At 34.4% G+C, this 26,624-nt stretch carries 32 protein-coding genes and 1 pseudogene; 21 read left to right on the top strand and 12 right to left on the bottom strand.

Going from position 1 to position 26,624, the window contains the following annotated elements; all coding sequences use genetic code 11:
• Positions 1–3: 3 nt before the first annotated feature.
• The 18 genes from ACRYLU_RS10365 to ACRYLU_RS10280 all read left to right on the top strand — a co-directional run bounded on the left by ACRYLU_RS10365 (position 4) and on the right by ACRYLU_RS10280 (position 14,768).
• Positions 4–462, top strand: coding sequence for a hypothetical protein (locus ACRYLU_RS10365; protein ID WP_445080964.1), 459 nt, complete (start codon positions 4–6; stop codon positions 460–462).
• 187 nt (positions 463–649) lie between these two features.
• Complete coding sequence (gene typA / locus ACRYLU_RS10360) at positions 650–2,482, top strand: translational GTPase TypA (protein WP_445081385.1); 1,833 nt, start codon at positions 650–652, stop codon at positions 2,480–2,482.
• A gap of 100 nt (positions 2,483–2,582) precedes the next feature.
• Entirely contained in the window at positions 2,583–2,834 is a 252-nt protein-coding gene (locus tag ACRYLU_RS10355; RefSeq protein ID WP_038602250.1) for a DUF3165 family protein, read from the top strand.
• Between the two features lie 91 nt (positions 2,835–2,925).
• Positions 2,926–3,864 (top strand): class I SAM-dependent methyltransferase, encoded by a 939-nt coding sequence (locus ACRYLU_RS10350; RefSeq protein ID WP_012898520.1) that lies wholly within the window; start codon positions 2,926–2,928, stop codon positions 3,862–3,864.
• A 195-nt stretch (positions 3,865–4,059) separates the two neighbouring features.
• Positions 4,060–5,247 (top strand): acetate kinase, encoded by a 1,188-nt coding sequence (locus ACRYLU_RS10345; protein WP_004254593.1) that lies wholly within the window; start codon positions 4,060–4,062, stop codon positions 5,245–5,247.
• Positions 5,248–5,403: 156 nt separating this feature from the next.
• Positions 5,404–6,591: an acetate kinase gene (locus ACRYLU_RS10340; RefSeq protein ID WP_015427114.1), complete on the top strand. Its 1,188-nt coding sequence runs from the start codon at positions 5,404–5,406 to the stop codon at positions 6,589–6,591.
• A gap of 133 nt (positions 6,592–6,724) precedes the next feature.
• Positions 6,725–7,177: a hypothetical protein gene (locus ACRYLU_RS10335; RefSeq protein WP_012898517.1), complete on the top strand. Its 453-nt coding sequence runs from the start codon at positions 6,725–6,727 to the stop codon at positions 7,175–7,177.
• A gap of 84 nt (positions 7,178–7,261) precedes the next feature.
• Entirely contained in the window at positions 7,262–7,978 is a 717-nt protein-coding gene (gene pyrH, locus ACRYLU_RS10330; RefSeq protein WP_004254608.1) for a UMP kinase, read from the top strand.
• A 160-nt stretch (positions 7,979–8,138) separates the two neighbouring features.
• Complete coding sequence (gene frr, locus ACRYLU_RS10325; protein ID WP_004254618.1) at positions 8,139–8,696, top strand: ribosome recycling factor; 558 nt, start codon at positions 8,139–8,141, stop codon at positions 8,694–8,696.
• Positions 8,697–8,788: 92 nt separating this feature from the next.
• Positions 8,789–9,247 (top strand): GNAT family N-acetyltransferase, encoded by a 459-nt coding sequence (locus ACRYLU_RS10320; RefSeq protein ID WP_445080963.1) that lies wholly within the window; start codon positions 8,789–8,791, stop codon positions 9,245–9,247.
• A gap of 45 nt (positions 9,248–9,292) precedes the next feature.
• Positions 9,293–10,150, top strand: a complete 858-nt coding sequence (locus ACRYLU_RS10315; protein WP_010906261.1) for a CvfB family protein — start codon at positions 9,293–9,295, stop codon at positions 10,148–10,150.
• A 174-nt stretch (positions 10,151–10,324) separates the two neighbouring features.
• Positions 10,325–10,843 (top strand): peptide-methionine (S)-S-oxide reductase MsrA, encoded by a 519-nt coding sequence (gene msrA, locus ACRYLU_RS10310; protein WP_012898514.1) that lies wholly within the window; start codon positions 10,325–10,327, stop codon positions 10,841–10,843.
• Positions 10,844–10,877: 34 nt separating this feature from the next.
• Positions 10,878–11,087, top strand: coding sequence for a YozE family protein (locus ACRYLU_RS10305; RefSeq protein WP_010906259.1), 210 nt, complete (start codon positions 10,878–10,880; stop codon positions 11,085–11,087).
• Positions 11,088–11,153: 66 nt separating this feature from the next.
• Complete coding sequence (locus ACRYLU_RS10300) at positions 11,154–12,032, top strand: ATP-binding cassette domain-containing protein (protein WP_278228119.1); 879 nt, start codon at positions 11,154–11,156, stop codon at positions 12,030–12,032.
• Positions 12,032–12,796 (top strand): ABC transporter permease, encoded by a 765-nt coding sequence (locus ACRYLU_RS10295; protein WP_278228120.1) that lies wholly within the window; start codon positions 12,032–12,034, stop codon positions 12,794–12,796. Before ACRYLU_RS10300 ends, ACRYLU_RS10295 begins: the two co-directional genes overlap by 1 nt.
• A 136-nt stretch (positions 12,797–12,932) precedes the next feature.
• Positions 12,933–13,358 (top strand): 50S ribosomal protein L11, encoded by a 426-nt coding sequence (gene rplK / locus ACRYLU_RS10290; RefSeq protein ID WP_011677074.1) that lies wholly within the window; start codon positions 12,933–12,935, stop codon positions 13,356–13,358.
• A gap of 296 nt (positions 13,359–13,654) precedes the next feature.
• The gene (rplA, locus tag ACRYLU_RS10285) at positions 13,655–14,344 is read left to right on the top strand and encodes a 50S ribosomal protein L1 (protein WP_004254644.1); all 690 of its coding nucleotides are present in this window, start codon (positions 13,655–13,657) and stop codon (positions 14,342–14,344) included.
• A gap of 79 nt (positions 14,345–14,423) precedes the next feature.
• Positions 14,424–14,768: a hypothetical protein gene (locus ACRYLU_RS10280; protein WP_015427109.1), complete on the top strand. Its 345-nt coding sequence runs from the start codon at positions 14,424–14,426 to the stop codon at positions 14,766–14,768.
• An 11-nt stretch (positions 14,769–14,779) separates the two neighbouring features.
• On the opposite strand, the gene ACRYLU_RS10275 is transcribed toward ACRYLU_RS10280, so the two are convergent.
• Together ACRYLU_RS10275 and ACRYLU_RS10270 are read right to left on the bottom strand one after the other, a co-directional pair.
• Positions 14,780–15,001 (bottom strand): hypothetical protein, encoded by a 222-nt coding sequence (locus tag ACRYLU_RS10275; protein WP_021721766.1) that lies wholly within the window; start codon positions 14,999–15,001, stop codon positions 14,780–14,782.
• 12 nt (positions 15,002–15,013) lie between these two features.
• A complete protein-coding gene (locus ACRYLU_RS10270) occupies positions 15,014–15,415 on the bottom strand; it encodes an HIT family protein (protein ID WP_278228121.1) in 402 nt (133 codons plus the stop codon).
• Between the two features lie 278 nt (positions 15,416–15,693).
• On the opposite strand from ACRYLU_RS10270, the gene ACRYLU_RS10265 reads away from it, so the two are divergent.
• Genes ACRYLU_RS10265 through ACRYLU_RS10255 form a run of 3 tightly spaced genes read left to right on the top strand, consistent with a single transcriptional unit; the run spans position 15,694 to position 19,300 of the window.
• Positions 15,694–17,499: a glycerophosphoryl diester phosphodiesterase membrane domain-containing protein gene (locus tag ACRYLU_RS10265; RefSeq protein WP_445080962.1), complete on the top strand. Its 1,806-nt coding sequence runs from the start codon at positions 15,694–15,696 to the stop codon at positions 17,497–17,499.
• A gap of 18 nt (positions 17,500–17,517) precedes the next feature.
• On the top strand, positions 17,518–18,288 hold the full coding sequence (locus tag ACRYLU_RS10260; RefSeq protein ID WP_445080961.1) for an ABC transporter ATP-binding protein: 771 nt from the start codon (positions 17,518–17,520) through the stop codon (positions 18,286–18,288).
• Positions 18,281–19,300, top strand: a complete 1,020-nt coding sequence (locus ACRYLU_RS10255; RefSeq protein WP_098394185.1) for an ABC transporter permease — start codon at positions 18,281–18,283, stop codon at positions 19,298–19,300. Before ACRYLU_RS10260 ends, ACRYLU_RS10255 begins: the two co-directional genes overlap by 8 nt.
• Positions 19,301–19,335: 35 nt before the next feature.
• On the opposite strand, the gene ACRYLU_RS10250 is transcribed toward ACRYLU_RS10255, so the two are convergent.
• The 10 genes and pseudogenes from ACRYLU_RS10250 to ACRYLU_RS10205 all read right to left on the bottom strand — a co-directional run bounded on the left by ACRYLU_RS10250 (position 19,336) and on the right by ACRYLU_RS10205 (position 26,545).
• Positions 19,336–19,962 carry a copper homeostasis protein CutC gene (locus ACRYLU_RS10250; protein WP_146978268.1) on the bottom strand — a complete coding sequence of 209 codons (627 nt, stop codon included), beginning with the start codon at positions 19,960–19,962 and terminating at the stop codon, positions 19,336–19,338.
• Positions 19,963–20,174: 212 nt separating this feature from the next.
• Positions 20,175–21,325 (bottom strand): annotated as a pseudogene (locus ACRYLU_RS10245) (tyrosine-type recombinase/integrase).
• A 90-nt stretch (positions 21,326–21,415) separates the two neighbouring features.
• A complete protein-coding gene (locus tag ACRYLU_RS10240; protein WP_445080960.1) occupies positions 21,416–21,721 on the bottom strand; it encodes a bacteriocin immunity protein in 306 nt (101 codons plus the stop codon).
• A 100-nt stretch (positions 21,722–21,821) separates the two neighbouring features.
• Positions 21,822–22,229: a hypothetical protein gene (locus tag ACRYLU_RS10235; RefSeq protein WP_058205024.1), complete on the bottom strand. Its 408-nt coding sequence runs from the start codon at positions 22,227–22,229 to the stop codon at positions 21,822–21,824.
• A gap of 720 nt (positions 22,230–22,949) precedes the next feature.
• The gene (locus tag ACRYLU_RS10230; RefSeq protein WP_445080959.1) at positions 22,950–23,327 is read right to left on the bottom strand and encodes a hypothetical protein; all 378 of its coding nucleotides are present in this window, start codon (positions 23,325–23,327) and stop codon (positions 22,950–22,952) included.
• A gap of 205 nt (positions 23,328–23,532) precedes the next feature.
• Positions 23,533–23,886: a DUF1648 domain-containing protein gene (locus ACRYLU_RS10225; protein WP_038602201.1), complete on the bottom strand. Its 354-nt coding sequence runs from the start codon at positions 23,884–23,886 to the stop codon at positions 23,533–23,535.
• 78 nt (positions 23,887–23,964) lie between these two features.
• Entirely contained in the window at positions 23,965–24,324 is a 360-nt protein-coding gene (locus tag ACRYLU_RS10220) for a hypothetical protein (protein ID WP_058205021.1), read from the bottom strand.
• Positions 24,325–24,390: 66 nt separating this feature from the next.
• Positions 24,391–24,825, bottom strand: a complete 435-nt coding sequence (locus ACRYLU_RS10215; protein ID WP_038602195.1) for a MepB family protein — start codon at positions 24,823–24,825, stop codon at positions 24,391–24,393.
• A gap of 149 nt (positions 24,826–24,974) precedes the next feature.
• Positions 24,975–25,079, bottom strand: a complete 105-nt coding sequence (locus tag ACRYLU_RS10210) for a hypothetical protein (protein ID WP_236253350.1) — start codon at positions 25,077–25,079, stop codon at positions 24,975–24,977.
• Positions 25,080–25,261: 182 nt separating this feature from the next.
• Positions 25,262–26,545 carry a DNA/RNA non-specific endonuclease gene (locus ACRYLU_RS10205; RefSeq protein WP_445080958.1) on the bottom strand — a complete coding sequence of 428 codons (1,284 nt, stop codon included), beginning with the start codon at positions 26,543–26,545 and terminating at the stop codon, positions 25,262–25,264.
• Positions 26,546–26,624 lie beyond the last annotated feature (79 nt).

The following is a 26,624-nucleotide window of genomic DNA, read 5'->3' as shown; positions in this document are numbered from 1 at the left end:
GGAATGAATATAAAAGGCATAAAAATTTGGCAAGTATTTCTTGCATTCATCATTTGGATAGGAACCATGTTTCTTCCTGCAACGGTAAATCAGGCTAAATTGAATACAAATTTTGACTATAACAAAAGTCGAGAAAATTTCTTTTATTTTCTTTTTCATCAAGTTCCTTTTTATAGTTTCATTTTGGGATTGGTGTTGCTTATATCACTTTTTCTCATTTATAGGAAAATAAAGTTTAGTGTCTATTTTTCTTTTGCTAGTCTTATTTTTTACATTAGTTTCTTAGTTATAGCTTTTCCGTCTATGATTATTTTTAATCATAGTTTATCTGGGAATACTTTTGGGGCTGAACTTTCTATCTTTCTAACCTTTTATGGAGCTGGATATATTATTGCTGTTCTATTTGGTTTAGTTGCTTTTCTTTTACTCTTTCTCTACAGTTTAAGAATAAAAGAATGTTAACAACATAATCATTTTTACTGATTTTATTAATTATAAAAAAATAAAGAACTCCTTAGAAATTTTTCTTTGGGGTTTTCATTTTGGAAGTAAAAAAATCTTTGTTAGGCTTGTAAACGTGTGCATTTACAGCTTTTAGAAAAGTGTGCTATAATGGGTTAGATATATACGAAAGTAAGGTATGATAAAATTGACTAAATTACGCGAAGATATTAGAAACGTCGCTATTATTGCCCACGTTGACCATGGTAAAACTACATTGGTTGACGAACTCTTAAAACAATCTCAAACGTTGGATGCTCGTAAAGAATTAGCTGAACGTGCGATGGACTCAAATGCACTTGAGCAAGAACGTGGGATTACTATCCTTGCCAAAAATACAGCAGTTGAATATAACGGAACTCGTATCAACATCTTGGACACACCAGGTCACGCGGACTTCGGTGGAGAAGTTGAACGTATTATGAAAATGGTTGATGGGGTTGTCCTCGTTGTCGATGCTTATGAAGGAACAATGCCTCAAACACGTTTTGTTTTGAAAAAAGCTTTGGAACAAAACTTGACTCCAATCGTTGTTGTTAATAAGATTGACAAACCATCTGCTCGTCCAGCTGAAGTTGTTGATGAAGTTCTTGAACTTTTCATCGAACTTGGTGCCGATGACGAACAATTGGATTTCCCAGTTGTTTACGCTTCAGCAATCAACGGTTCTTCATCAATGTCTGATAATCCAGTTGATCAAGAACACACAATGGCAAATATTTTTGATACAATCATCGACCATATCCCTGGTCCAGTTGATAACTCTGATGAACCTTTGCAATTCCAAGTTTCACTTTTGGACTACAATGACTATGTTGGACGTATTGGTATTGGACGTGTTTTCCGTGGAACAATCAAAGTTGGGGACAGCGTTACTTTGTCTAAACTTGATGGTTCAACTAAAAACTTCCGTGTCACTAAACTTTTTGGTTTCTTCGGTCTTGACCGTCAAGAAATCCAAGAAGCAAAAGCTGGTGATTTGATTGCTTTGTCTGGTATGGAAGATATCTTCGTTGGGGAAACTGTTACACCTTCAGACCACGTTGAACCATTGCCAATCTTGCACATTGACGAACCTACTTTGCAAATGACTTTCCTTGCTAACAATTCACCTTTCGCTGGTCGCGAAGGTAAATGGGTAACTTCACGTAAAGTTGAAGAACGATTGGTTTCTGAATTGCAAACTGACGTTTCACTACGTGTTGAAAACACTGAATCTCCTGATAAATGGGTTGTTTCTGGTCGTGGTGAATTGCACTTGTCAATTCTTATTGAAACAATGCGTCGTGAAGGATATGAACTTCAAGTTTCACGTCCTGAAGTTATCATCAAAGATATTGATGGTGTTGCTTGCGAACCATTTGAACGTGTTCAAATCGATACTCCTGAAGAATATCAAGGTTCAATTATCCAAGCGCTCTCTGAACGTAAAGGTGATATGCTTGATATGCAAATCACTGGTAACGGTCAAGCACGTTTGATTTTCCTTGTTCCTGCACGTGGTTTGATTGGATTCACAACAGAATTCATGTCAATGACTCGTGGATACGGAATCATGAACCATACTTTCGACCAATATCTTCCAGCTGTTAAGGGAGAAATCGGTGGACGTCACCGTGGTTCTTTGATTTCTATGGATTCAGGTCAAGTTACTTCTTACGCAATGGGTTACGTTCAAGAACGTGGACAACTTTTTGTTGATGCAGGTACTGAAGTTTATGGTGGGATGATTGTTGGTGAACACAGTCGCGATAATGATTTGACTGTAAATATCACTAAAATGAAACAACAAACAAACGTTCGTTCTTCAAATAAAGATTCTACATCTGTTTTGAACACACCAAAAATTCTTTCACTTGAAGAATCTTTGGAATTCCTTGGTGATGATGATTACTTGGAAGTAACTCCAGAATCAATCCGCTTGCGTAAACAAATTTTGGATAAAGCAATGCGTGAAAAATCAACTAAGAAGAAAAAATAAGTTTAATCAAATAGAGGAACTTGATTTTCAATTATTGAAAGTTTGATGATGAATAAATTAATTTTTCGTTAGTTCTTGTCATAACTTGGAAAGGAGAAAAATGTTCTATATTATCTTGTTGATTTTAGTTGCCTTTGCGTATATTTTCATGATGCCCAAAGACGTTCGGCGGAGTATGGACATTTTCTTCTTTGCTGGTGTTGGAGTTCTATTTCTTGCTTTTGCTGTGGCACAGGCGGTAAGCCATCGGTCATTACTTTTAGAAATTATCGGTATTGTGGCAATGCTTGTCGTAACGGTCAGAGCTTGGATGGAATTGGAAAAGTTGGACAGTCGAAAAAGAAAAAAATAAATGATTGATTGATTGATTAATAATCAAGCAATGAATAAAACTGTCAAAGTTTGGCAGTTTTATTTTGATTTTGTAGAAATGGAGAAAAAACATGGATATGGAAAAAGTGGCTCAAGGTTTTGAGCTAGTTGTTGCAAATATTATGTTACTATCTGAGAAATTGGATACAGATTTTTATGATGCTTTTGTAGAACAAAATGCTGCTTTTTTAGATGATACTGACCAAGGAATTGTTGAATTGTCAGTAAATAATGACAAACTTCGTCAGTTAAATTTATCAAATAAGGAGTGGCAAAAACTTTTTCAATTTGTTTTGTTGAAAGGTTCACAAGTCGCACCACTTCAACCCAATCATGCTATGACTCCAGATGCAATTGGTTTAATTTTTAATTTCATTATTGAACATCTTAATAAAAATTCTGAACTTCGTTTAATTGAATTTGGGTCTGGTATGGGTAATCTTGCTGAAACGCTTTTGGTTAATCTTAATAAAAAGGTTGATTATGTGGGCTTTGAAGTTGATGATTTACTTTTAGATTTGTCTGCTTCAATGGCTGAAATTATGGGGAGTCAGGCTGAGTTCATGCAAATTGATGCAGTACAAAAGCGTTTGATGGAACCTGCTGACGTTGTTGTTAGTGATTTACCAATTGGTTTTTATCCAGATGATGAAGTTGCAAAGAATTTTGAAGTTGCGACTACTGACGGACATACTTTTGCTCATCATCTTTTGATTGAGCAATCATTTAATTATTTAAAAGAGGGTTCTTTTGCCATTTTCTTAGCTCCAGAAGATTTACTGACAAGTCCTCAAGGACCACTATTAAAGGAGTGGATTAGTAAACATGGGAGTGTGATGGCTGTCATCACTTTACCAAAATCACTTTTTAATGCTGATGCTAAGGCGATTTATGTTTTGAAAAAGGGACCGGCTGCACATGCAACTTTTGCTCACCCTTTGTCTTCACTGACAGACAGAGAAAGTTTAGAAGTCTTTATGGAAGAATTTACAAAAATTGTAAAATTATAAGATTGAAATTATTGACAGGTTCTGTCAGTAATTTTTTTGGTTAAAGTGTATGAAAATGATTGAATTTGAAAACGTTTTTTATTTTAAAAACTACATCTTGAATTAAGCTCGTGAATCATGACCGAAAAACACAAAAGGAATTGTAATTGTGTTATAATTTAACCGTATTTCAAATTCAAGGAAGGTTTATTAAACATGACCAAAACATTAGCAGTTAACGCTGGTTCATCATCTATGAAATGGCAAATGTATGAAATGCCAGAAGAAAAAGTTCTTGCCAAGGGATTAATCGAACGAATTGGTTTGAAAGATTCGATTGTGACCGTCAAATTTGGTGAGCAAAAAGAAGAACGCGTTTTTGACATTCCAAATCATACAGAAGCAGTAGAAGTTTTACTTGAAGATTTAAAACGATTGAAAATAGTAGAGGAATTTACTGAAATTACAGGTGTAGGACATCGTGTGGTTGCTGGAGGTGAAATTTTCCAAAAATCAACAGTTGTTACACCAGAAGTTTTGCAACAAGTTAAAGATTTGTCAGCTCTTGCTCCTTTGCATAATCCAGCAAATGCTGCAGGAATTGAAGCTTTTTTGAACTTACTGCCTGACGCAACTTCAGTAGTAGTTTTTGATACAGCTTTCCATACAACTATGCCTGAAAAAGCATTCCGTTATCCATTGCCTAAAAAATATTATACAGATTATGCTGTCCGTAAATATGGGGCTCATGGAACTTCACACATGTATGTTTCACAAGAAGCTGCAAAATTACTTGGAAAACCAATTGAAGAAACTAAAATTATCACTGCTCATATCGGGAATGGTGCATCACTGACAGCAGTAAAAGGTGGGAAATCAATTGATACTTCGATGGGATTCACACCACTTGCTGGAGTGATGATGGGAACACGTACAGGTGAAATGGACCCTTCTGTTTTTCCATACCTTATTGAAAATGACTCTGAGTTAAAAGATGCTCAAGGTGTTGTTGATATGATGAACAAAGAATCTGGTCTCTATGGTGTATCTGGTATTTCATCAGATATGCGTGATATCATTGCTGCTAAAGATACAGATACTGATGCAAAACTTGCATTTGAGATGTATGTTGACCGAATTCAAAAATTTATTGGTCAATATTTGGCCGTTTTGAATGGGGCTGATGCTCTTGTCTTTACTGCTGGTATTGGTGAAAATTCGGTTCCTGTTCGTGAAGCAATTCTTTCTGGATTGACTTGGTTTGGAATTGAAGTTGACCCTGAGAAAAATGTCTTTGGCGTCGAGGGAGAAATTTCAACACCTCATTCACGCGTAAAAGTTTTTGTGATTCCAACTGACGAAGAGCTTGTAATTGCTCGTGATGTTGAAGCACTTAAAAAATAATTAATTAAAAGATTTTGTTCTAAAACAAAATCTTTTTTATTTTTAAAATGACATAAAATGATAAGTTCTGGGGATCCTTGAGGGAGGAGAAATGAAATCAGACATAAAATATGATATAATTTTAAGAATAAAACGCATACATTAAGGAGAGTAAGTATGGAAAAAACGCTCGCTGTCAATGCAGGCTCCTCGTCATTAAAATGGCAACTTTACGAAATGCCGGAAGAAACCGTGATTGCTAAAGGAATTTTTGAACGTATTGGTTTGTCTGGCTCAATCTCAACAACTAAATTTAACAATGAAGAACACGTTAGAAAACAAGAAATTGTTGACCATCGTCAAGCTGTTTTGTTATTAATGGATGAATTAATTCACTTTAAATTAATTCATGAATTCCGCGAAATCACAGGAATTGGCCATCGTGTTGTTGCAGGTGGGGAATTTTTCAAAACTTCTACGGTTATTAGTCCTGAGGTTTTGGCTGAGATTAAAAATCTTTCAACTTTGGCTCCTTTGCATAATCCTGCTAATGTTTTAGGGATTGAAGCTTTTCAACGTTTATTACCAGATGCACTTGCAGTTGCTGTTTTCGACACTGCTTTTCACAGTACTTTGCCAGAAAAGGCTTATCGTTATCCTATTCCAACAAAATATTATGAAGATTATTCAATCAGAAAATATGGAGCACATGGAACGTCACACATGTATGTCGCCCAAGAAGCGGCAAAAGTTTTAGGAAAACCATTGGAAGATTTGAAGCTAATTACGGCTCATATCGGAAATGGAGCTTCAATTACAGCAATTGAAGCTGGAAAATCTGTTGATACTTCAATGGGATTTACACCACTTGCTGGTGTAATGATGGGAACACGTGCAGGTGAAATGGACGCCTCAGTCATTCCTTATATGTTAGAGAGCGACCCAAGCCTTAGAAATGCTCAAGATGTGATTGACATTCTCAATAAAGAATCTGGAGTCCTTGGGGTGTCAGAACTCTCAAGTGATATGCGTGATCTTTCAGAAGCTGTGGCTAAAGGAAATCCTAAAGCGATTCTTGCTTATGAAATGTATGTTGACCGCCTCAAGAAATTTATTGCCCAATATTTTGGAGTATTAAATGGGGCTGATGCTCTTATTTTCACGGCTGGTGTTGGTGAAAATGATACAGCTGTTCGGACTGATGTAGTTAATGGACTTTCTTGGTTTGGCATGGAAATTGATGAAAGTAAAAATGTTCGTGGAGCATTTGGTATCATTTCTAAACCAGAGTCTAAAGTGAAAGTACTTGTTGTGCCAACAAACGAAGAATTGGTTATTGCTCGTGATGTTGAAGCTGCTAAATAATTTGATAAAATTTACTGACAGAAATTTGTCAGTAAATTTTTTTACTTATGAAAAAGCTGTCAGTAAAGTTTTGACAAATGGTTTGTCTTCTATAAAAGAAAGCGCTATAATTAGGGTGAATGGAGGGAAGGTTATGGAGGATTTACCAAAAGTTACAAAAGCTGAAATGTTGCCAGGAGTGCGTTTACGTTTGGAATTTGATAATGGACAAGTTCGATATTATCCTGTTCATGAGCAAATTGATTTGCTCATGAATCCTTTTGATGTGAGTAAGTTAAAAAAGACATATGGCGCAAACTTGTTTCTTGGGGGAATGGTTTCATGGATTGGAAATGAGATTAAGATTGAACCTAATGGAGATTTGTTACTTAATAAATCGGTGATTCCTGCTGAAATTCTTTGGAAACACAGTCTTAAACATGTTGACAGTCTGGACCCGGAAAAATTGAAAGAGTTAGAAGAAATCAAGCACCCAATTTGGCAAGGTTTTAAAAGTCTTAATTTAATCTTTTGGATTGCGGGGATTCTTTTTGTGATTTATTTACTTATTCAGTTGTTGGGACATCTGGGTTTATTGACATCATGATAGTTTCTAAAAAGGCTTTGATTAGTCTTTTTTTCGTGAGCATTTTATGGTAAAATAGAGAAAATATAATAGAATAGGTGCAATATGGCTGAAATTAAATATAAACGCGTACTGTTAAAACTTTCGGGAGAGGCCCTCTCAGGCGAAAAAGGTTTCGGATTTGACCCTGAAACAGCAAAAGCTGTCGCTGAAGAACTCAAAGAAGTCCATGATTTGGGCGCAGAACTTGCGATTGTTTGCGGTGGTGGTAATGTTTGGCGTGGAGTTACTGGTGAGAAAGCCGGAATGGAACGTGCTCAGGCAGATTACATGGGAATGCTTGCAACAATTCAAAATGGGTTGTTCATTCAAAGTGCTCTTGAAAATATTGGGGTTGACACACGAGTGATGACAGCCATTGAGATGAAAGCTGTTGCTGAACCTTATATTCGTCGTCGTGCTGAACGCCATTTAGAAAAGGGACGTGTTGTCATTTTTGCTGGGGGAACTGGTTCGCCTTACTTTTCAACTGATACAACCTCTGCATTACGTGCTGCGGAAATTAATGCTGATGTCATTTTAATGGCTAAAAATGGTGTTGATGGTGTTTATAATGCTGACCCTAAATTAGTTGCTGATGCTATTAAATTTGAACATTTGACACATATGGATGTTATTACCAAAGGCTTGCAAGTAATGGACAGTACGGCTTCAACAATGTCAATGGATAATCATATTCCACTTGTTGTTTTCAACATGAATGAAGCTGGAAATATTACACGTGTCGTTCGTGGTGAAGAAATCGGAACAACGGTTGAATAAGATTTACTTACAAAAAAAGCTGTCAGTAAATTTATTCATTAAAAAATTACTGATGGAAATACTAGCATAACTGTAATCATTAAAATACTAACGCTTATCTCTGACAAAGTTTCTGTCAGTAAAATAAATAGAAGAATTAAAAGTAGAAAAAGGAAATAAAATGGCAAACGAAATTGTTACAACAGCTCAAGACCGGATGAAACAATCATTAGGAAGTTTACAACGTGATTTAGGACATATCCGAGCTGGTCGTGCCAACGCAAGTCTTCTTGACCGTGTTCAAGTTGTTTACTACGGCGCACCAACACCACTCAATCAATTAGCGTCAATCACAATTCCAGAAGCACGCGTATTGATGGTTACTCCTTTTGATAAATCAATCTTGAAAGATATTGAAAAAGCATTGTATGAATCAGATCTTGGAATTACACCAGCAAATGATGGTTCTGTGATTCGTTTAGTTATCCCAATGTTGACAGAAGAACGTCGTCGCGAACTTGTCAAAGAAATGGGTAAATATATTGAATCAGCAAAAGTAGCAATCCGTAATATCCGTCGTGATGCAATGGACACTGCTAAGAAATCAGAAAAAGCAAAAGAAATCACTGAAGATGATCTTAAAGATCTTGAAAATAATATTCAAAAAGTGACTGATGACGCGGTTAAAGAAGCAGACCGTCTTGCATCAATTAAAGAAAAAGAATTGTTGGATATCTAAGTAGAACAATCTAACAAATAAAGTAATCTGTAAAAGCATTAACGGCTCCATTGAGCCGTTTTTACATCAAAAAGCTGTCAGGATGGATAAATTTGAGAGAACTAATCAAACTTAGAGAGCAACCGTCTTATCTCAAAGAAGCAATTCGATTTTTTCAGGAAAAATGGGGAAATACAGACAGTAACCCTGTATATGACGACTGTTTGAAGCATAGTTTAGAGAGTGACAAAAAGATTCCTCAGTGGTATCTGATTGTTGATGAAGGAAAAATTATTGCGGGTTGTGGACTGATTAGCAATGATTTTATTAGTCGAATGGACTTATATCCTTGGCTTTGTGCACTTTATGTTGAAGAAAAATTTCGAAAGCAAGGGCTTGCCGGTCTGGTGATTGAAGCAGTAAAAGAAGATTGCAGAACTTTTGATTTTGATAAACTTTATCTTGCAACGGATTTTGCTGATTTCTATGAGCGCTTTGATTTTCATTATCTAGCTGACGGCTATCATCCTTGGGGTGAAAAATCATGGATTTACGAAGGAAATATCAATTAAACAGAGACAAATAGTCTCTCAATCACATTTTATAAAGAGGTACAAATGAGTATTATTGGACAAACAATCTCCGCGATAATCGTGGAAGAAAGTGAACGTTTCTATTTTCTCCAAAAGGGAGAAGATTTATTACGTTTAGATAAAACAGAAGGTGAACATACAGTTGGCGATGTGGTGACTGGTTTTGTTTATGTGGATAAAGATGACCATCGTCGTTTGACGACTTTGGAACAAAAAGCAACAAATGAGCATTATGGTTGGGGAACGGTAACAGCTGTTCGTAAGGACCTTGGTGCCTTTGTTGACACAGGTTTACCAGGAAAAGATGTGGTCGTCTCTCTTGATGATTTGCCACTCGAAAAAGACCAATGGCCAAAAGTTGGTGACCAACTTTATGTGAAATTAATTATTGACAGAAAAGAGCGAATTTGGGGTCATTTAGCATGGCATGAAGATTTCTGGAATCTTGCAGGTCCTGGTTATGACAACATGCAAAACCAAGATTTACGAGCAATTGTTTATCGAAACAAAGAATCAGGAACATTTGTTTATTTGCCTGACAACAATATGCTAGGATTTATTCATCCAAATGAACGTTTCTCAGTTCCACGTGTCGGTCAAGAACTTCAAGTTCGTGTTATTGGTTTTAGAAAAGAAGACCGTAGTCTAAATCTGTCAGCAAAACCACGTGCTTATGAAATGCTTGATGCTGATAGCCAAATGATTTTAGCTTATCTTCAATCAATGGGCGGGAAAATGGCATTTAATGACAAATCAAATCCAGATGAAATTAAAGCAACTTTTGGAATCTCAAAAGGACAATTCAAAAAAGCGCTTGGTGGTTTGATGAAGGCTAAAAAAATCAAACAAAGTCCAGAGGGAACAGAATTAATCGGAGAATAATTTACTGACAGCTTCTTTGGAAATACCAAGCTTAATTTAAAAGCATTCGTCAGTAAATTCTGTCAGTCTTATGACTTATAAAAATTTCTGTCAGTAAAAAAGTAGCTTAATTGGCTACTTTTTTTTGAGCTATGCTATAATATTTCACAAGACAAACAAAGTGAAGGAGAAATAATGGCAACAGAAAGAGCAATATTTGCAGGTGGATGTTTTTGGTGTATGGTTCAACCTTTTGAAGAACGAGAAGGAATCTTATCTGTGATAAGTGGCTATACAGGTGGAAATGTTGAAAATCCAACTTACGAACAAGTAAAAAAACACCTGACTGGTCATACAGAAGCAGTAGAAATTATTTTTGATAATAGTAAAATTACCTATCAAAGTCTTGTTGAACTTTATTGGACACTCACGGACCCAACAGATGCTTTTGGTCAATTTGAAGACCGTGGAGATAACTATCGTCCAGTCATTTTTGTTGAAAACGAAGAACAAGAAAAAATTGCCAAAGAAAGCAAAGCGCAATTGCAAGCCAGCGGAAATTTTGATTCACCTATTGTGACAAGTATTGAAGCCGTTCAAAAATTCTGGCCAGCAGAAGACTACCATCAAGGATTTTACAAAAAAAATCCAGAAGATTATGCCCAATCAAGTAAAATTCGTCATGATTTTTTGGAAAAACAATGGGAAAAATAATAATTTTCCGATTTAATGATAATAGAAAGAGAAAATGACTTTTTATAATTACCTTATGCGCCATCGCGCACCAGTAGAAAAAGATGATGCAACTCGTCTTGCAAATTTGGTTTTTCAAGACCCGCTTTTTCCAAAACAGTCTAAAGATTTCGATGAAATTTCGACTTATTTAGAAACCCAAGCTCCATTTTACTTTAATCTTACCCTGTTTGATAATATTTGGGAAAGTTATCTAGAAGCTTAATGATTACCATAAATTCTTCTTAACAAAAAATAATAAAATGATATAATGGGCACAAAGGAGAGATTTATGCAAATTAAAGTAGAAGAACTTAAATTCTCATATCAGTCTAGACAGATTTTGTCTATTAATGAAGGGGTCTTTGAGTCCGGGCAGATTTATGGAATTGTTGGCAATAATGGTGTTGGTAAAACAACTTTTTTCAAGACATTGACCAATATTATTACAAATTATGAGGGCCATATTCAACTAGATGGTCAAGAAATCAAAGAAAATCCAAGATTGCTCACAAAAGTTGGTATCATGCTTGATGATATGGAACTTTACAAGAGTTACACAGGTTTATTCAATTTACACTATTTTGGGGGTTTGCGAGGCGAGTTTGATGAGAACAAAGCACTTGGTTTAGCTAAAAAACTAGACTTAACTCCCGAAATGTTATCAAAAAAAGTCGCCACTTATTCACTTGGAATGAAGAAAAAGTTAATTCTACTCATATCGGTTATGAATGATGCGGAAATTTTAATTTTCGACGAGCCTTTTCGAGGAATTGATGCAAAATCTGTTGCGTGGTTTAGAGATTATTTGCTTGAACTCAAAAGAAGAGGACGTTTGATTCTGATTTCTAGCCATGTTCAAGAAGATATTGAAACAATCTGCGATAAAGTTTTTCTTCTGGCTAATGGAAATTTCATAGCTACTTTTGATTTGAAAAATCAGCAAGAGGTCCTGACTTACACGGTTTCCGTGACTAATGTTCAAGTCTTAGAAAGCTTTTTAACAAAGGCTGGTGTTCAAGTAGAAATTAAAGAAAATACAGTAAAATTCGACAGCAGTCCCGAAGATTTTCAAATTGTATTTCGTCATGCTGTTGAAGAAGGGGTAAACTTTGATAGCATAAAAAAAGAATCAAAATTTGCTGAATTTATCAAAAAAGGGAGTAACTGATGAACGCAAAAAACATTTTTAAAATGGAGTTTTACAGAAATTTTCGAGATAAAAACTGGTTGATTGTCATTGGAGTTATGGCAATTTTAGCATTAATTGATTCAATTTTAATCATCAATCTCATTGGAAAAACAGTCTCTGGATACAGTCAGAATAGTGCCGGGACAGCAGTTCTGGCAGCTTTAACTATTTTCTTTACTTTGGCTTTAGGACTTGGAATTTGGGCCTTTCAAATTATTTATCCATTCCATCTATTATCAGTTGATTATAGTAATAAAGCGTTAGGGCTAATGATTGCTTCTGGAGTAAATCGAATGACTTATTATTTTATCAAATTAATTTCAACAATTCTTTCGACTTTACTAGCCTTATTTACAATTTTGATTGTTCCTTTTTTCCTAATTTTAGGCGTCTATGTCCGACAATTAAGTGAATTTTTGAGTATGATCTCTCGTTCTCTTTCACTTAGCAGCGTTTGGATGGTCTTACTAAATTCATTTGCTGGTGCTTTAGCTTCTATTGTTATTTTATTTTTCGTTGTGATTATGACACGAGGAAAATTCTGGGGGATTTTTGTTTATTTAGGGATTGCAATGGGAATTGGGATCGTCCTCACCATTTTTACTAGCTCAATAAATGTAGGATTGGCTGATGGTCAAAATATGATGTCAAATACGAGTTTGATTGGTATTATCTTCTCAGTAGTTGAAATAATTGCTTTTGGATTGCTCGGACTCTCTCTTATCAGAAAACAAGATTTATAAAGCAAAGAGTGCTTGACAGAGCACCCTTTTTTTGATAGAATACTCAGGTATGTGAATTTTCACATGCACGGCGTGGAAGCTGTAAAATACAGCATCATACCACATCACGAAAAACAAAATATAAGGAGAATTTATCGTGGCTAAACAAGTAGAAAAACTCGTTAAATTACAAATCCCTGCCGGTAAAGCAACACCAGCTCCACCAGTTGGACCAGCTTTGGGTCAAGCAGGTGTTAACATCATGGGATTCACAAAAGAATTCAACGCTCGTACAGCTGACCAAGCTGGTATGATCATCCCAGTTGTTATCTCAGTTTATGATGACAAATCATTTACATTCATCACAAAAACTCCTCCAGCAGCAGTTCTTTTGAAAAAAGCAGCAGGCGTTCAAAAAGGTTCTGGTGAACCTAACAAAACAAAAGTTGCTTCAGTTACAAAAGCACAAATCAAAGAAATTGCAGAACTTAAAATGCCTGACCTTAACGCGGCATCAGTTGAAACTGCAATGTCAATGATTGAAGGTACTGCAAAATCTATGGGATTCACTGTTACTGACTAAAAATTTAGACGAATTACTTCGTTGACAGAACCCTCACCTACTTAGGTAGGCTTCGGAACCTGTCGCCTCGTACTTCGACTAAATTTTCGAGATTTACATATTGTAAATTCAGAAAAAGTCACACATGCAATCCACACATTTAGTGGAAGGCTGTTACTCTTGTTGTTATAAAAATACTATTAGTTCATCTGAGCGGCGCTGAGCGAGAAAATATCTTCCTTTGAGCGCAATAGAGCGGACTTTTAAATGCAACAAGGAAGACAGACAACCGATATTACCACAAGGAGAAAATAGAAATGGCTAAAAAAAGTAAAGCATTGCGCGCAGCGATTGAAAAAATCGACGCAACTAAATTATACAGCGTAGAAGAAGCTGTAGCACTTGCAAAAGAAACTTCATTTGCAAAATTTGATGCAACTGTAGAAGTTGCTTACAACCTTAACATCGACGTTAAAAAATCTGACCAACAAATCCGTGGAGCAATGGTATTGCCAAATGGTACTGGTAAAACTGCTCGTGTTCTCGTTTTCGCTAAAGGTGCGAAAGCTGAAGAAGCTACAGCAGCTGGTGCAGACTTCGTTGGTTCTGATGAACTCGTTGCTAAAATCAACGGTGGATGGTTGGACTTCGACGTTGTTATCGCAACACCTGATATGATGGCTGTTGTTGGACGTCTTGGACGTGTCCTCGGACCACGTAACTTGATGCCAAACCCTAAAACTGGTACAGTTACTATGGATGTAACTAAAGCAGTTGAAGAATCAAAAGCTGGTAAAGTTAACTACCGTGCTGATAAAGCTGGTAACGTTCATGTTCCAATCGGTAAAGTTTCATTCGATACAGAAAAACTTGTTGAAAACTTTAAAGCTTTGAACTCTGTAATTGCAGCTGCTAAACCTGCCGCATCTAAAGGAGCTTACATCACAAACCTTTCTGTTACAACTACAATGGGTCCTGGTGTTAAAGTTGATTCAGCATCATTCTAATAATATTAAAAAAAGAGAAAAATATTTTTCTCTTTTTTTTATTTATTGTAGAATATAAAAAAACATGCTAGAATGAGGTATGTTATTATTTATATGGGCTTATACAACAATTATCTTTGCAATTGCCTATCTTTTTCAAGTTCTGAACCTGACGCTGATTGGATTAGAGGTCGTTACTATTCTCATTCTTTTTATCAGTTTTTGGGAAAGTACCAAAGGAAGACATTGGCGAATCATTGGAATGAATATTATTAATATTATATTCATTAGTATTCTATATTTTTCACAACATACCTTTACCTACATTCAACATCATGATGTCGAAAAAATGCTGGTCATAGTTGTTAGTTTTGTCTTGTCCCAATTATTGGGGATTTTTTGGGGGAGACAGTTTTATAAACATCAAGAAAAATCAAAAAAATAAAAGGGTTGAAATTATTCAACCCTTTTATTTATTTGATTAATAAGCTCGTTTATCTTTTCCACTCTTGGTTGAATAGAAATTTGAAATTCATCTACCTTTTTTTGAATATCTTTACCAACTTGTGCTGCTTTGATACTTTCTTCTTGCACGCGGTCAACCCTTATTTTCATCGTGTTGACTTCTTCTGACAACTCGCCAATGATATTTTTTAAGTCTTTAAATAATTCAATCATAGTAATGTCCTTTTATTGGTCATTGATTTCTTTAGCAATTTCAGCTAAATCATAATCATGAGCAGTGAATTTTCCAACGAAACCATCATTTTCATCAAAACGAGGAATAAGGTGAATATGAGTATGGAAAACAGTTTGACCAGCGATTTCTTCATTATTTTGTAAAATGTTCATCCCTTTAGCATGAAGATTACTAACAATTTTGTTGGCAATAAAAGGGACTTTGCTGAAAAGTTCAGCTGATTGTTCGGCGGTCATTGAAAGAATGTTGCGATAATGTTTTTTGGGAACCACTAATGTATGCCCTTTAGTTGTTTGAGTGATATCAAGGAAGGCAAGAACATCATCATCTTCATAAATTTTGGTGCTAGGAATTTCACCAGCGATAATTTTGCAAAAAATACAATCTTCCATTTGATAGGTCCTCCAGTAGTAATAATGACTCTTTACTCAAAGTCAAAACTTATAATATACTTAGATTATATTATAAATAAGCTAAAAATCCCAGTAATAATGCTGAAACTTACTAAATCGTAAGGGAATTGCCGAAAAAGGGAAATTCAAATATGTTATAATAAATAAAACTTTTATTTATTATAACTTAAATTTAAGCATTTTTTATTTTATAAATTTGATATAATGTAATGAAAATTATTCTTCTGTTTAGAGAAAGTATGGGGGAGTTTAGGAGTATGGTGAGAAAAAAAGCTAAGAAGAAAAAGAATGCTAATCGGCCACTTGGTTTGATTTTTAAATATTTGCGAGAGTTTTCTAAGTTTTGGTTTGAATATCTTTCGATTTTTGTTGGGGCAACTATAGTCATCACACTTGTTATTATTCCACTTTTAGAATCCATTTCTGAGCTTATTATGCGAGTTAGTGGAATTCCTTATGTTTCTTATAATAATCTTGGCAACTTGCTTCAGCAGCATTTCTTAGGAGTTTTGGGGCTCGTAGTTGTCTTATTTGTGCTCATCTTTTTGGTTTATCTGCAATTCATCGTTCAGTTTCAAGGAATTCGTTTGATTCAGGCGAGAACTTTTAGTTTAAAAAGTTTATTTAGGCAAGTTATTTCGGATCTTCAGAATGTCAGAATTCAACAATTAGTCTTTTTCGTATTTTATTTTCTATTAATTATTCCTTTTGGACGTTATGTTTTTAGTACGCCACTTTTGTCGAAAATTAAAATTCCTGTTTTTACATTTGAATTTTTCTTTAAAAGTTGGCAAAATATGCTAATTTTGTTCCTATTTTATGCTATAACATTTTGGATTAGTACCCGTTTAATTTTGACTCTTCCACTGATGATTTTAAAAGGTCAATCATTGAAAGTAGCAATAAAAGAAAGTTTAAAACGAACAAAAGGAGTTAGAAATTTTTTCAGACTATCTGTTTATTTTGGACTTATCGGTTTATTTAGTATAATAATGCAGGGGCTTCTTTTTATGGGCGGCTACTTTGCCCAAGATTATCTGGATAAAACTTCTTTTGCTCTTGTGGGAGCAGTGTCAATACTGGATTTGATTTGGTTAGGAAGCTCTATTATATCTACCTTGAGTTTGGTCATGCTTTTTAGTTACTTGATAAGAGAAGCTGACTTGGAAGCCTTTGAAATTTCAGAAGTAGTAAAAAAATCTCCGAAAGTTAGAAGAAAATATAAAATAATTTTTTCTACTTTAGCTGTTTTAATTTTTGCTTTAGTGAGCTGGACTTATGTTGAAGGATTTATGGATACTGTCCCTTTAACCATTTCACATCGGGGAGTTGATGAAGAAAATGGGGTGCAAAATACAATTCCAGCCATGGAAGCTACGGCTAAATCAAAACCAGATTATGTTGAAATGGATATTCAGGAAACAAAAGACCATCAATTTGTTGTTTTCCATGATCCAACTTTAAAAGATTTAGCTGGAATTGATATTCCGCCACAAAAACTTACCTTAGCAGAATTGACGAATACAGTTGTTTCGGAAAATGGGAAAAAGGCTTTAATCCCAAGTTTTGATGATTATTTAGCGGCTGCTGAAAAAGTTAACCAAAAATTACTGGTTGAGATTAAAGTATCTCCATTTGATTCTCCAAAGATGGTTGAAAATTTTAGTAAAAAATATGGTGCACGTCTTTTAAAAGATAAGGCTATGATTCATTCTTTAGATTACAATGCTCTTTTAATTGAACAAAAAATTAATCCTAACATTAAAGTGAGTTTCATCCTTCCCTTCAACTTACTTTTCCCACAAACTAAGATGTCGGCCTATACCATGGAGGCCACAACACTCAATAGTAGTTTTGTGGATAAAGCTCAGGCAAGAAAGCAGATGGTTTTTGCTTGGACAGTCAATGACGAAACGGATATGAGAGAACAGATGTTCAATGGAGTAGATGGAATTATTACAGATAATCTTGATGACTTAAAAGAAGTTATCGCCGAGGATGATGATAATCCGAGCTATGCGCAACGTATTTTAAGAATGACTTCAATAATAAATATAGAATAAGATTGAAAAGAGGAATGTATGTTAAAAGTAACAAATCTAACAGGTGGCTATTTGGGGCATCCTGTCTTAAAAGACCTTAATTTTGAAATTAAAGAAGGTGAGTTAATTGGACTCATTGGTTTAAATGGGGCAGGAAAATCGACAACAATTCAAGAAATTATTGGACTTTTGACTCCTTATTCTGGACAAATTGAATTAGACGGCTTAACTTTACAACAAGATTTAGAAGGCTATCGTAGAAAAATTGGTTTCATTCCAGAAACACCAAGTTTATATGAAGAATTGACTTTGCGTGAACATATTGAAGTGACAGCTTTAGCTTACGGGATTTCTGTTGACTTGGCTTTTGAACGTGCTGAAAAATTATTAGAAACTTTCCGCTTGAGTGATAAATTAGATTGGTTCCCTGTGAATTTTTCAAAAGGGATGAAACAAAAAGTGATGATTATCTGCGCATTCTTAGTGGAACCTTCGCTCTATATTGTTGATGAACCTTTTATGGGACTTGACCCTCTTGCGATTCAGGATTTGATTGACTTGATGATTGACATGAAAAAATCAGGAAGTTCGATTTTAATGAGTACACATATCTTGTCCACAGCTGAAAAATTCTGTGATAAATTTATTGTTTTGCATGAAGGTCAAGTTGTTGCTTTTGGAACAGTAGAAGAATTACGGACTCAATTTAATCAGCCTAAGGCAAGTTTAGATGAAATTTATCTTGCCTTAACAAAAGGAAATATTCCAAACTCTAAAGAAGTTGTAGAGGCAGGAAAGTCAAATGAATGAAATTTTTAAAAAACGACGTAACCTTTGGTATAAGCAAAATATAAAATATCTTCGTTATGTTTTTAATGACCATTTTGTTTTGTTCCTGATGATTTTATTAGGAGCTTTGGTGGTTCAGTACATTAACTTTCTACAAATTCATCAGCTGAATTTATGGGGCAAAATTATTTTAGTTATTTTGGTCAGTTTGGCTAGTCAAATTGTGGGACGTTTGGCAACATTTATTGAAAGTCCAGATAAAGTTTTTTTACTGACAAAAGAAATGGAAGTTCGGGCATATTTAGTAAAATGTTTAATCCGCTCTTTGATTATTCCAGCAATTGTGTCAGCACTTTTGGTTTTGATTGCTGCTCCATTATTAAGATTTAATCCTATTTTCTTAGTCCTTTGGTTCGTCTTACTTGTCGCAATCAAAGCGGCTTGGTTGGCTTACAAAATTTGGTCTTCTCAAAAAAGTGGACTTTTGGATTGGGCTTTCTTGATTGATTTAGAAGAAGGACGAAAAACAGGAACTTTAAGATTATTTTCACTGTTTACGAATGTTAAGGGACTTAAATCACACAGTCATCGTCGGAAATATCTTGATTTTCTACTGACGAAAACAAAAAGAACTTATGAGTATCTATTTACAAGAAGTTTTTTACGCTCAGGAGATTATCTTGGTTTAACGATTCGTTTACTTATTTTGTCAATTTTAGCGATGATTTTTATTAATAATGGAATTGTTGCCATTATTATGGTGGTTGTATTTAACTATTTGCTTATTTTTCAACTTTTATCATTACAAACGGCTTTTGATTATCAACTTTTAACAAGAATTTATCCACTGAAAAAAGCGGCTAAAACGGCTGGTTTACGGGTGCTTATTTTTAGAGTGATGATGTTTGTGACAATTGTAGAATTGATTCTGTCATTAATTTTTGTTCGACCATTTTTCTTGAGTTTGATTATATTACTTACGAACTTTTTACTGACAAAATTTTATGTTAGATTCCGACTTAAAAATAAATAAAAATTACTGATGGACATTCCATCAGTAATTTTTATTTATAATTTGATAATTTTTGTGCCATGAACATAATTTGTTCCGGTTAATTGAGCGAGGTTTTCAAAGTTTTCAGCATTGACACCCCCACCAATAATAATGTTAATTTTTCCCTTAGCATAGTCAATGATACTTTTAAGTTTGTCAGTATTTAAGGGTTGGTCAAGTGGACCACCGTGCGTCAAAATTTTATCTACGCCAAATTCGACAAGTTGGTCAATTGCTTTTTCTTGATCAGCTACTTCATCAAAAGCCATGTGGAAAGTGATTGGGAGCCCTTGTGCGGCAATACTCACTGTTTCAAGTGCGTCAGTATCTATTTCATTGTCAGGAGTAAGGGCACCAAATACAATGTTTTGGGCACCAGCTTCAACAGCTTTAAGGGTGTCAGTTTCAATAATTTTAAGTTCATGAGAATTATAAACAAAATTACCACCGCGAGGACGAATCATGACAGCAAGAGTTGTCTTACTTTCGGCAACATATTTGGCAGCTTCTTCAATGACACCATAAGAAGGAGTAGTTCCTCCAACGTCGAGGTTGTCGCAAAGTTCAATTCTCTCAACGCCGGCTTGAAGGGCTTGAGGAATTTTGGTAAAGTTTTCAAGGCAAAGTTCTCGGATAATCATAATTTCTTCCTTTCATCTACTAAAATTATTATAACATGATTATCTTGTTTAACTTAAAAAAATTACAAGAACACTTTTGAATAAAAAGAATGAAAGTGATTATGCTAGAATAGAACTATGTTAAAATATAGAGCTTTAATCCTTGGTATATAAGGGTTATGCTGACTATCAATATATTTTTTTACGCTTTTTACTACGTTCGACCCTAAAAGTCATAATGCTTTTAAGATATTGCCGAATTTTTCGGCAGTCTCTTTTTCTTTACTTTTCGCAAGGTGGCTATATGTGTTCATTGTGATAGCATAATCCGCATGACCTAATCGTCTTTGTATCTCTTTAGGGTTTACATCATTGTTTATTAACAAACTGGCGTGAGTATGACGGAAATCATGAAAGCCAATGTTAGGAACTCCAGCATGATTGAAGTGACTAACTAACTTTAGTTTTTCTAATTCATAGGTCCTAGTTTTTTGATGATAGGGAAATACCAAAGAATCATGTAAAGAGATAGCTCCGTCATTTTGGTTTTTTTGCCACACTTTCAAGAGCTGGATTGTCTCGCTATCTAAAAACAATATCCGATTACTTTCTTTTGTCTTTGTACCTTCTTGTATCACGTTGCTTTGTTGAATCAATGTTTTTGTTATACTGACGGACTTATCACTAAAATTAATATCAGACCACGAGAGCGCCAAAGCCTCCCCAACACGTAACCCAGTGGTAAGAAGTAGCTTATATAAGGTTATGTTTTTTTGATTGGTGATAGTTGGCTCTAATGTATCAAGATACGTTAAAAATTGCTTTAATTCCACGTTATCAAAATACTTGATTTTATTACTTGTCCTTGTCTTTAGCTTTGGAGGAAAGACCTTTGTGGCTGGATTGTCTTCAATTGCTCCTAGTTGCATGCCAAAATCAAGAATCCTTTTTATGAAATTAAGAAGTAGTTTATAATCTTTACATTTTCCTTTTTCACGTCTACCGTTTACTATTTCAGCCGTGTTGGCATTCTGAGCCCATTTATTGACAAGTTCCTGAAATAACACTGGCGTTATCTTAGAGAGCTTATATGAACCAAGAGGAGGAAGTATATAGTTACGTAAATAACCGTCAGCTTATAGCTCTCAAACCAACTCAAAGCTAAAGAATTAAAGTTATCAAAGACGACTTTTTTCCTTGCAATTGTTGACCCATTATTGATAAAGTTATTAATAGCTTGGTGTGCTTTGGTCTCACACATCTTACGACTTTTAGCAGTTACACTTGTTCGTACTTGCTTGCCAGTTAGACTATTCACACCCAAATAAACGTTTGTGCGGTACACTTTTGTACCGTCTTTTTTTGTATATTCTTTAATATTCATATTATTTCTTCCTTTCCATTTTGTACTAGTGTCAGGCAAGGCATGTACGAGGATTGAGAAATATTTTATATTAGAGATTACACAGATAAATTAGAGAGGAATTCCTAGACTTGAACCGGTACCTGGGAATGCTGGTAAAATCTCAGCAAGAATTTTAGGTAATGTGTTATAAAATTTACTCACACTTGGAGATAATTTACTATTTATGGCATCCAATGTAAAATTTGTCTGCATACGTCTGATGACATTGGGAATATACTCCCCTTTTTCCACTAGATTTTTGGCTTTTGTTAGCACCCTACGCTCCTCATCAGTTATATCTTCAGTGAGAATGAGATTATAAAGTGTATCTAAAAAATCTAATTTTATTTGTGATGTTTTTTGATTTTCTACCATAAATAAACTCCTATCAGCTTTTAATGTGGTTCAGGTTTGCACGAATTTAGCATTTTTCACGCGCGTGATATGATATTTGTATTTTGTTGGGGCTATGTGACTATTCCAATCTATTCAGATTCGATAAAAATAACACACCTCCAATAATAGCTAGAGTCCCACTAATTAATTTTCCTATAAAAGGAATAAAAAAGAGAACACTGGCAACAATAAATATTATAGGAGGAGATTTGTGTACATTTTCTAACGCATTATATTTTTTTAAAGATAATATCCCTATTACTAATAAAAGAATAACAATAGTGATATTAATAATAGCTATTGCAACAAGTAATGGAGCATGTCTTTGCGCCATAAATTCTACTGTTTGCACACTTGCTTCGGTTGAGGGAGAGTTATTAGAGGCAGAGGTTATTCTATGCCATAGAGCAAGGTTAGTAACACTGGTAAATCCTCCGCCTATTATCCCGATTAGTCCGGAGTATTCTGTTAAGGTTCTAGCATCCATGAAAAGCACACAACTTCTTTCTTTAATGTAATGAGATTTTGGCTAGGTGAAACTAGCAATGATTTACCTAATAGATAAGTATATCTTATAAGTTTGGTTTGTTCGGCCGAAAAGTTATGAAAAGAAATATTAAATAGATTAATATTGCTATTAAATATAAATAGGTTAAGTTACTTACTGCATAAACACCAAGTATTGTAAGAGGTAAATTTATCAACCCTTCATTTTTATTAGATGTTTCAAAAATAAGAATGGGAGATATCGCTATTAACATCGTAGATATATAACCAGTAATGATAGATAATACACCAGTTAAAATAACTTTTTTCTTTGGCTTTAGTATTTTTTTCAATAATAGTCTGTAAAAAATATTATGCATTATCATTATATCTATAAAAAATATGATGATAGTTATTAATGAGTAATTTGACAATATTTAGCCTCCTTTGTGGTTATGTCAACCATTAACTGACCTACAAACAGTATTGTAAGTAGTATTTGGGATTGTAGGACTTATTAAAAAGGGAAACCCAAAATTGTCGCTCTTGTTCTGAGCAATAGTTATACAGACATACGCAGGTTTTGAACAAAAATGTTTACATACTGTTTTGGCCAAATGCAAGGATCATTTGTGTCAGTTACACCCAATTTGAAAATATCTAAACACGGTAATATCAAAGTCCACTTGTTAATTGTTTGAAATTATGATCGTAAAAATTGTCAATCATGTATTGGAATAATATCCATAGATTTTACAGAACTAGCAATTGGGATAAGCCCCTTACTCTTTTGCTCACTTTGATATCCCAGCTCAATCCCAGAGTTGTCATTAGGGAGTTTTTTAGCAATTTTAGAAACTATTTTTTGTAAAGTGACTATTTTACTCTGTGCATAGATATCATTCATTTGTGAATCAGTATTTATGTTTGATAACTTTTCGGAATCTCTCTCACTTTTAGGGTAAACCTCAATCATATCTCCTTTGGACATATCTGCATTTGTTACATTATGCACAACTTTATAGATCCATTTATACTTACCAATAGTAAGTTTTGAATCACTTTTAACAGCAAGTTCTGACTTCAAATCTGAAATCACTGAATCATACTTGTTATCTGAATTTTTTGTACAAGCCGAAATCGATACGATAGAAAATACAGCAAAACTAAATAACGCAATTTTTTTTATAAATTACTCCTACCAGTTTTTAGTGACTGGAAACACATAAATTTATCAATAAAAGCAGATAAAACTAAGCTAGAAGTTGACTAGTTTTGGCATTGAATCAACTTGGTAAGACGTTTTAAATCATCTTAAAATAAAAATAATAGGCTCCTATCATCATAATTAATATGACTGCAAGTACAAGTAACATTATTATTTCTGTTGCCATTCTCCCAGTTATTGATTTCTCTTGTGAATTTATTGTTTTTTTCGACATGAAGGTTGGTACAATCAATAAAACTATTGGAAATATAAAAATAGTTGCTTTGCTCCCCCAATTACTAGGGATTAACGTTATTCCCCATTGAATAGGTATAATATTTGGTAATTTCATATAAAGATATACAGATACCATAGCAAAAGGTATTGAAAGTAGTAAGAAAAAAATCACTATCTTAGAATAAACTTTATCAATGAATAACAAAAACTTCATAATCATCTCCTACCAGTTTTTAGTGACTGGAAACACATAGATTTACAATATCATGTTTATAATCAATTGTTTGTTATATTAATCCCAATAGAATACAATCAATGCAAAAATACAAGCCAAACTTAAAACTGTTGGAAACGTAAATTTGGTAAGCCAAGATATTTTTCCTTTAGTAGTACTTGGATTTACTGAATATCCTTTTTTTATTATTGATGGAACAGAAAAACTTACAGTATTATCTTTATATTCTTTCTTTAGCGAAGTAAACTCAGATAAGTAGCTAGTTAGTAATAGAATAGCTGTGAGAAACATAAATATAAAACCTAATTTAAGGTTCATCATTAAAAAGCTGATGATTGTAATAGCACTAGAGATAAGCGAGCCTATTGTAGAACTCCAAAATAATGACTTATATTTTTTTATTTCTTCTTTATTCATTTAAAATACGTTTCCCCTTCACACGCCCAAGCGCTTTTTATTTTGCGTTCCTAAAAAATACATGCTTCAGTACTCTTTGAAATAGTTAAGTTGCCAGCTTTGAGTCTTTTGCGCAGTAGAGTTTAAATTCTTACACCAGGACGGGTAAAACCTCATAGCCATTTTTCCTTTTTGATTTTCATTCGATAAAATCCTGTTTTTCACAGCGACTTCTTTAGGAATTAAGAATATCCCTCGCTTATCTTCATCATTTATTAAAATCGCAAGCACCTCTATACTATCTAGTTCTGAAAATGGATGATTAACGTTTTGGCTATCCTTTTCCCAAAATGCTACAAAGTATCCGTCTTTCTTAGGTGTTTTCTTAGCTAACCGAGAACGTACAATTTTGTTATTGTTAGCAAGTTGAATAACCATGCCCTCGTACTCGCTGTTTTGTTCCTCATAGTTAAGAATTTCAAAGTTTCCAATACTGTCTTTCAAAATGTTTATAGATTTCATAAAATCATACTCCTTCCAGCGCTTGTTTATTTTGCATTCCTAAAATTTGGAACTTGCTATATAGATTTGAATATTAGCATTTTTAAGCATAGAGTTATACAAAAAACAGATAAAAACTAAGCTAGAAATTGACAAATGTTATCATAAGGTTAATCGAAAGGAGTTTGATTTTCTACATCAATAAGTGATGGTTTACCATCTTTATCTATTAAAGGGTACATTCCTCCACCTTCAGAACCTTTTGTAGCAACTATATACTGAACTCCAGTAACTTGTCAGTAATAATATCTATACCTTGAAACGCTCCACCATAAGTCCTTTCGAAACGACTTTTTATTTCTTTAGTTGTAATCATTATTGTTTCCTTTCATTATTCATTTTTGTGCCTTAAAAATTTAAATTAATTTAATTAAAGTGTGAAATGTTTTTTAGCTCATTATGGTCTAGCGTACTGATTACCTCGTGTCGCTGGCTGTGCAATACTAGATGCCTCTGCTTGAGTCATATATCGGTAATTGGCTGGATTAGTTACTGAAGAATAGTATTTATTGCTGTCAGAAACAAACACCATGCCAGGAGACGCAACGGACCATTCACCGTTTGCTGTATACGATTTTTCACTAGCTGTTGCTTGTGATGAGGGTTCTGTAACTGCGGGAGCCTTTTGTATTGTTTCTGATGAACTTGGCTCGGATGCTACAGACTGTACTGATTGACTAGTGGATGAAATAGGAGTGCCAGAGGTATAGTCTATTTCTAATCCCTCTGCACTATTAATAACGATCACTTCTATATTTAGAGTATTATCTGAAGACTTGATATCTACAATTGAACCACGAGGAATAGTTTCATTAGCATTATAAACAGGAGTTGTCTGATAATCTATGGTTGAACTGGTATTTGGATTAGCTTTCCAAAAATTCTCAGCTAATTCTTCTGCATACCTCATTCCTCCATTTTGGTTTGCTCCAACATTTTGACTACGTGTACCAGTAGTGAAATTATATTTAGATGTATAAGAACCCTCTCCTAGCATGCTATCAGCGATTGAATGACTTCTATTATACAAATAACCGTGGTAAGTTCTTTCTGTCAGTGAGAATGTAATAGCAATTTTGGGGTTACTTGACGGCCAAGCTGGAGGATCTAATGGCTGCCCTTGTCTCGACCCTTTTGAAGCTTCATATTGTGAGTATGTTAATACTGCGCGTGCTACTCCCGAACGCCCTTTATCGTCAGCATTAAAGTTATATTCTCCTGCTTTTATTGCTTCAAACCCTGAAAGTCTTGCTGTTCTATTTTCCCAATAATAATTTTTTGTAGGACCAGCAGACTTAGCATTCGTATATTCGTTTAATTTTTCTAAAATATCATTAGTACTAGCTGTAGTTGAACTATTTGATGAGCTAACGACTGCTTTATCTATTTCAGAACTAGAAGAAGTTGAATTGTTCTTACTGCTATTTTTAGATATGGAACTTGAGTATGAACTAGATAAAGCAGTGTCAGATTTATTATCAGAGTTAGAACTGGTTAATGCTCCAGCATAAACGCTAAAACCAAATAGTGAAACCACAGCAAGAGGAACAATTCCCAGGAGCCAAACTTTCTGCCCAGTACGTTTATAATTTAAAGAAAGTCTATAAATCCCATATAGACAAAAGAAAGGAAATAGCAATACTGCCAAAACCCAAAACCACCATTTTTTATTTTTTTTCATAAATTACTCCTACCAGTTTTTAGTGACTGGAAGCACATAGATTTACAAATTCACGCGCACAGGCGCTTTTTATTTTGCA

It is taken from the genome of Lactococcus sp. KTH0-1S (assembly GCF_052544945.1).
Note: the sequence above shows the minus strand (reverse complement) of the source record. Positions and strands in the feature narration are given on the sequence as shown.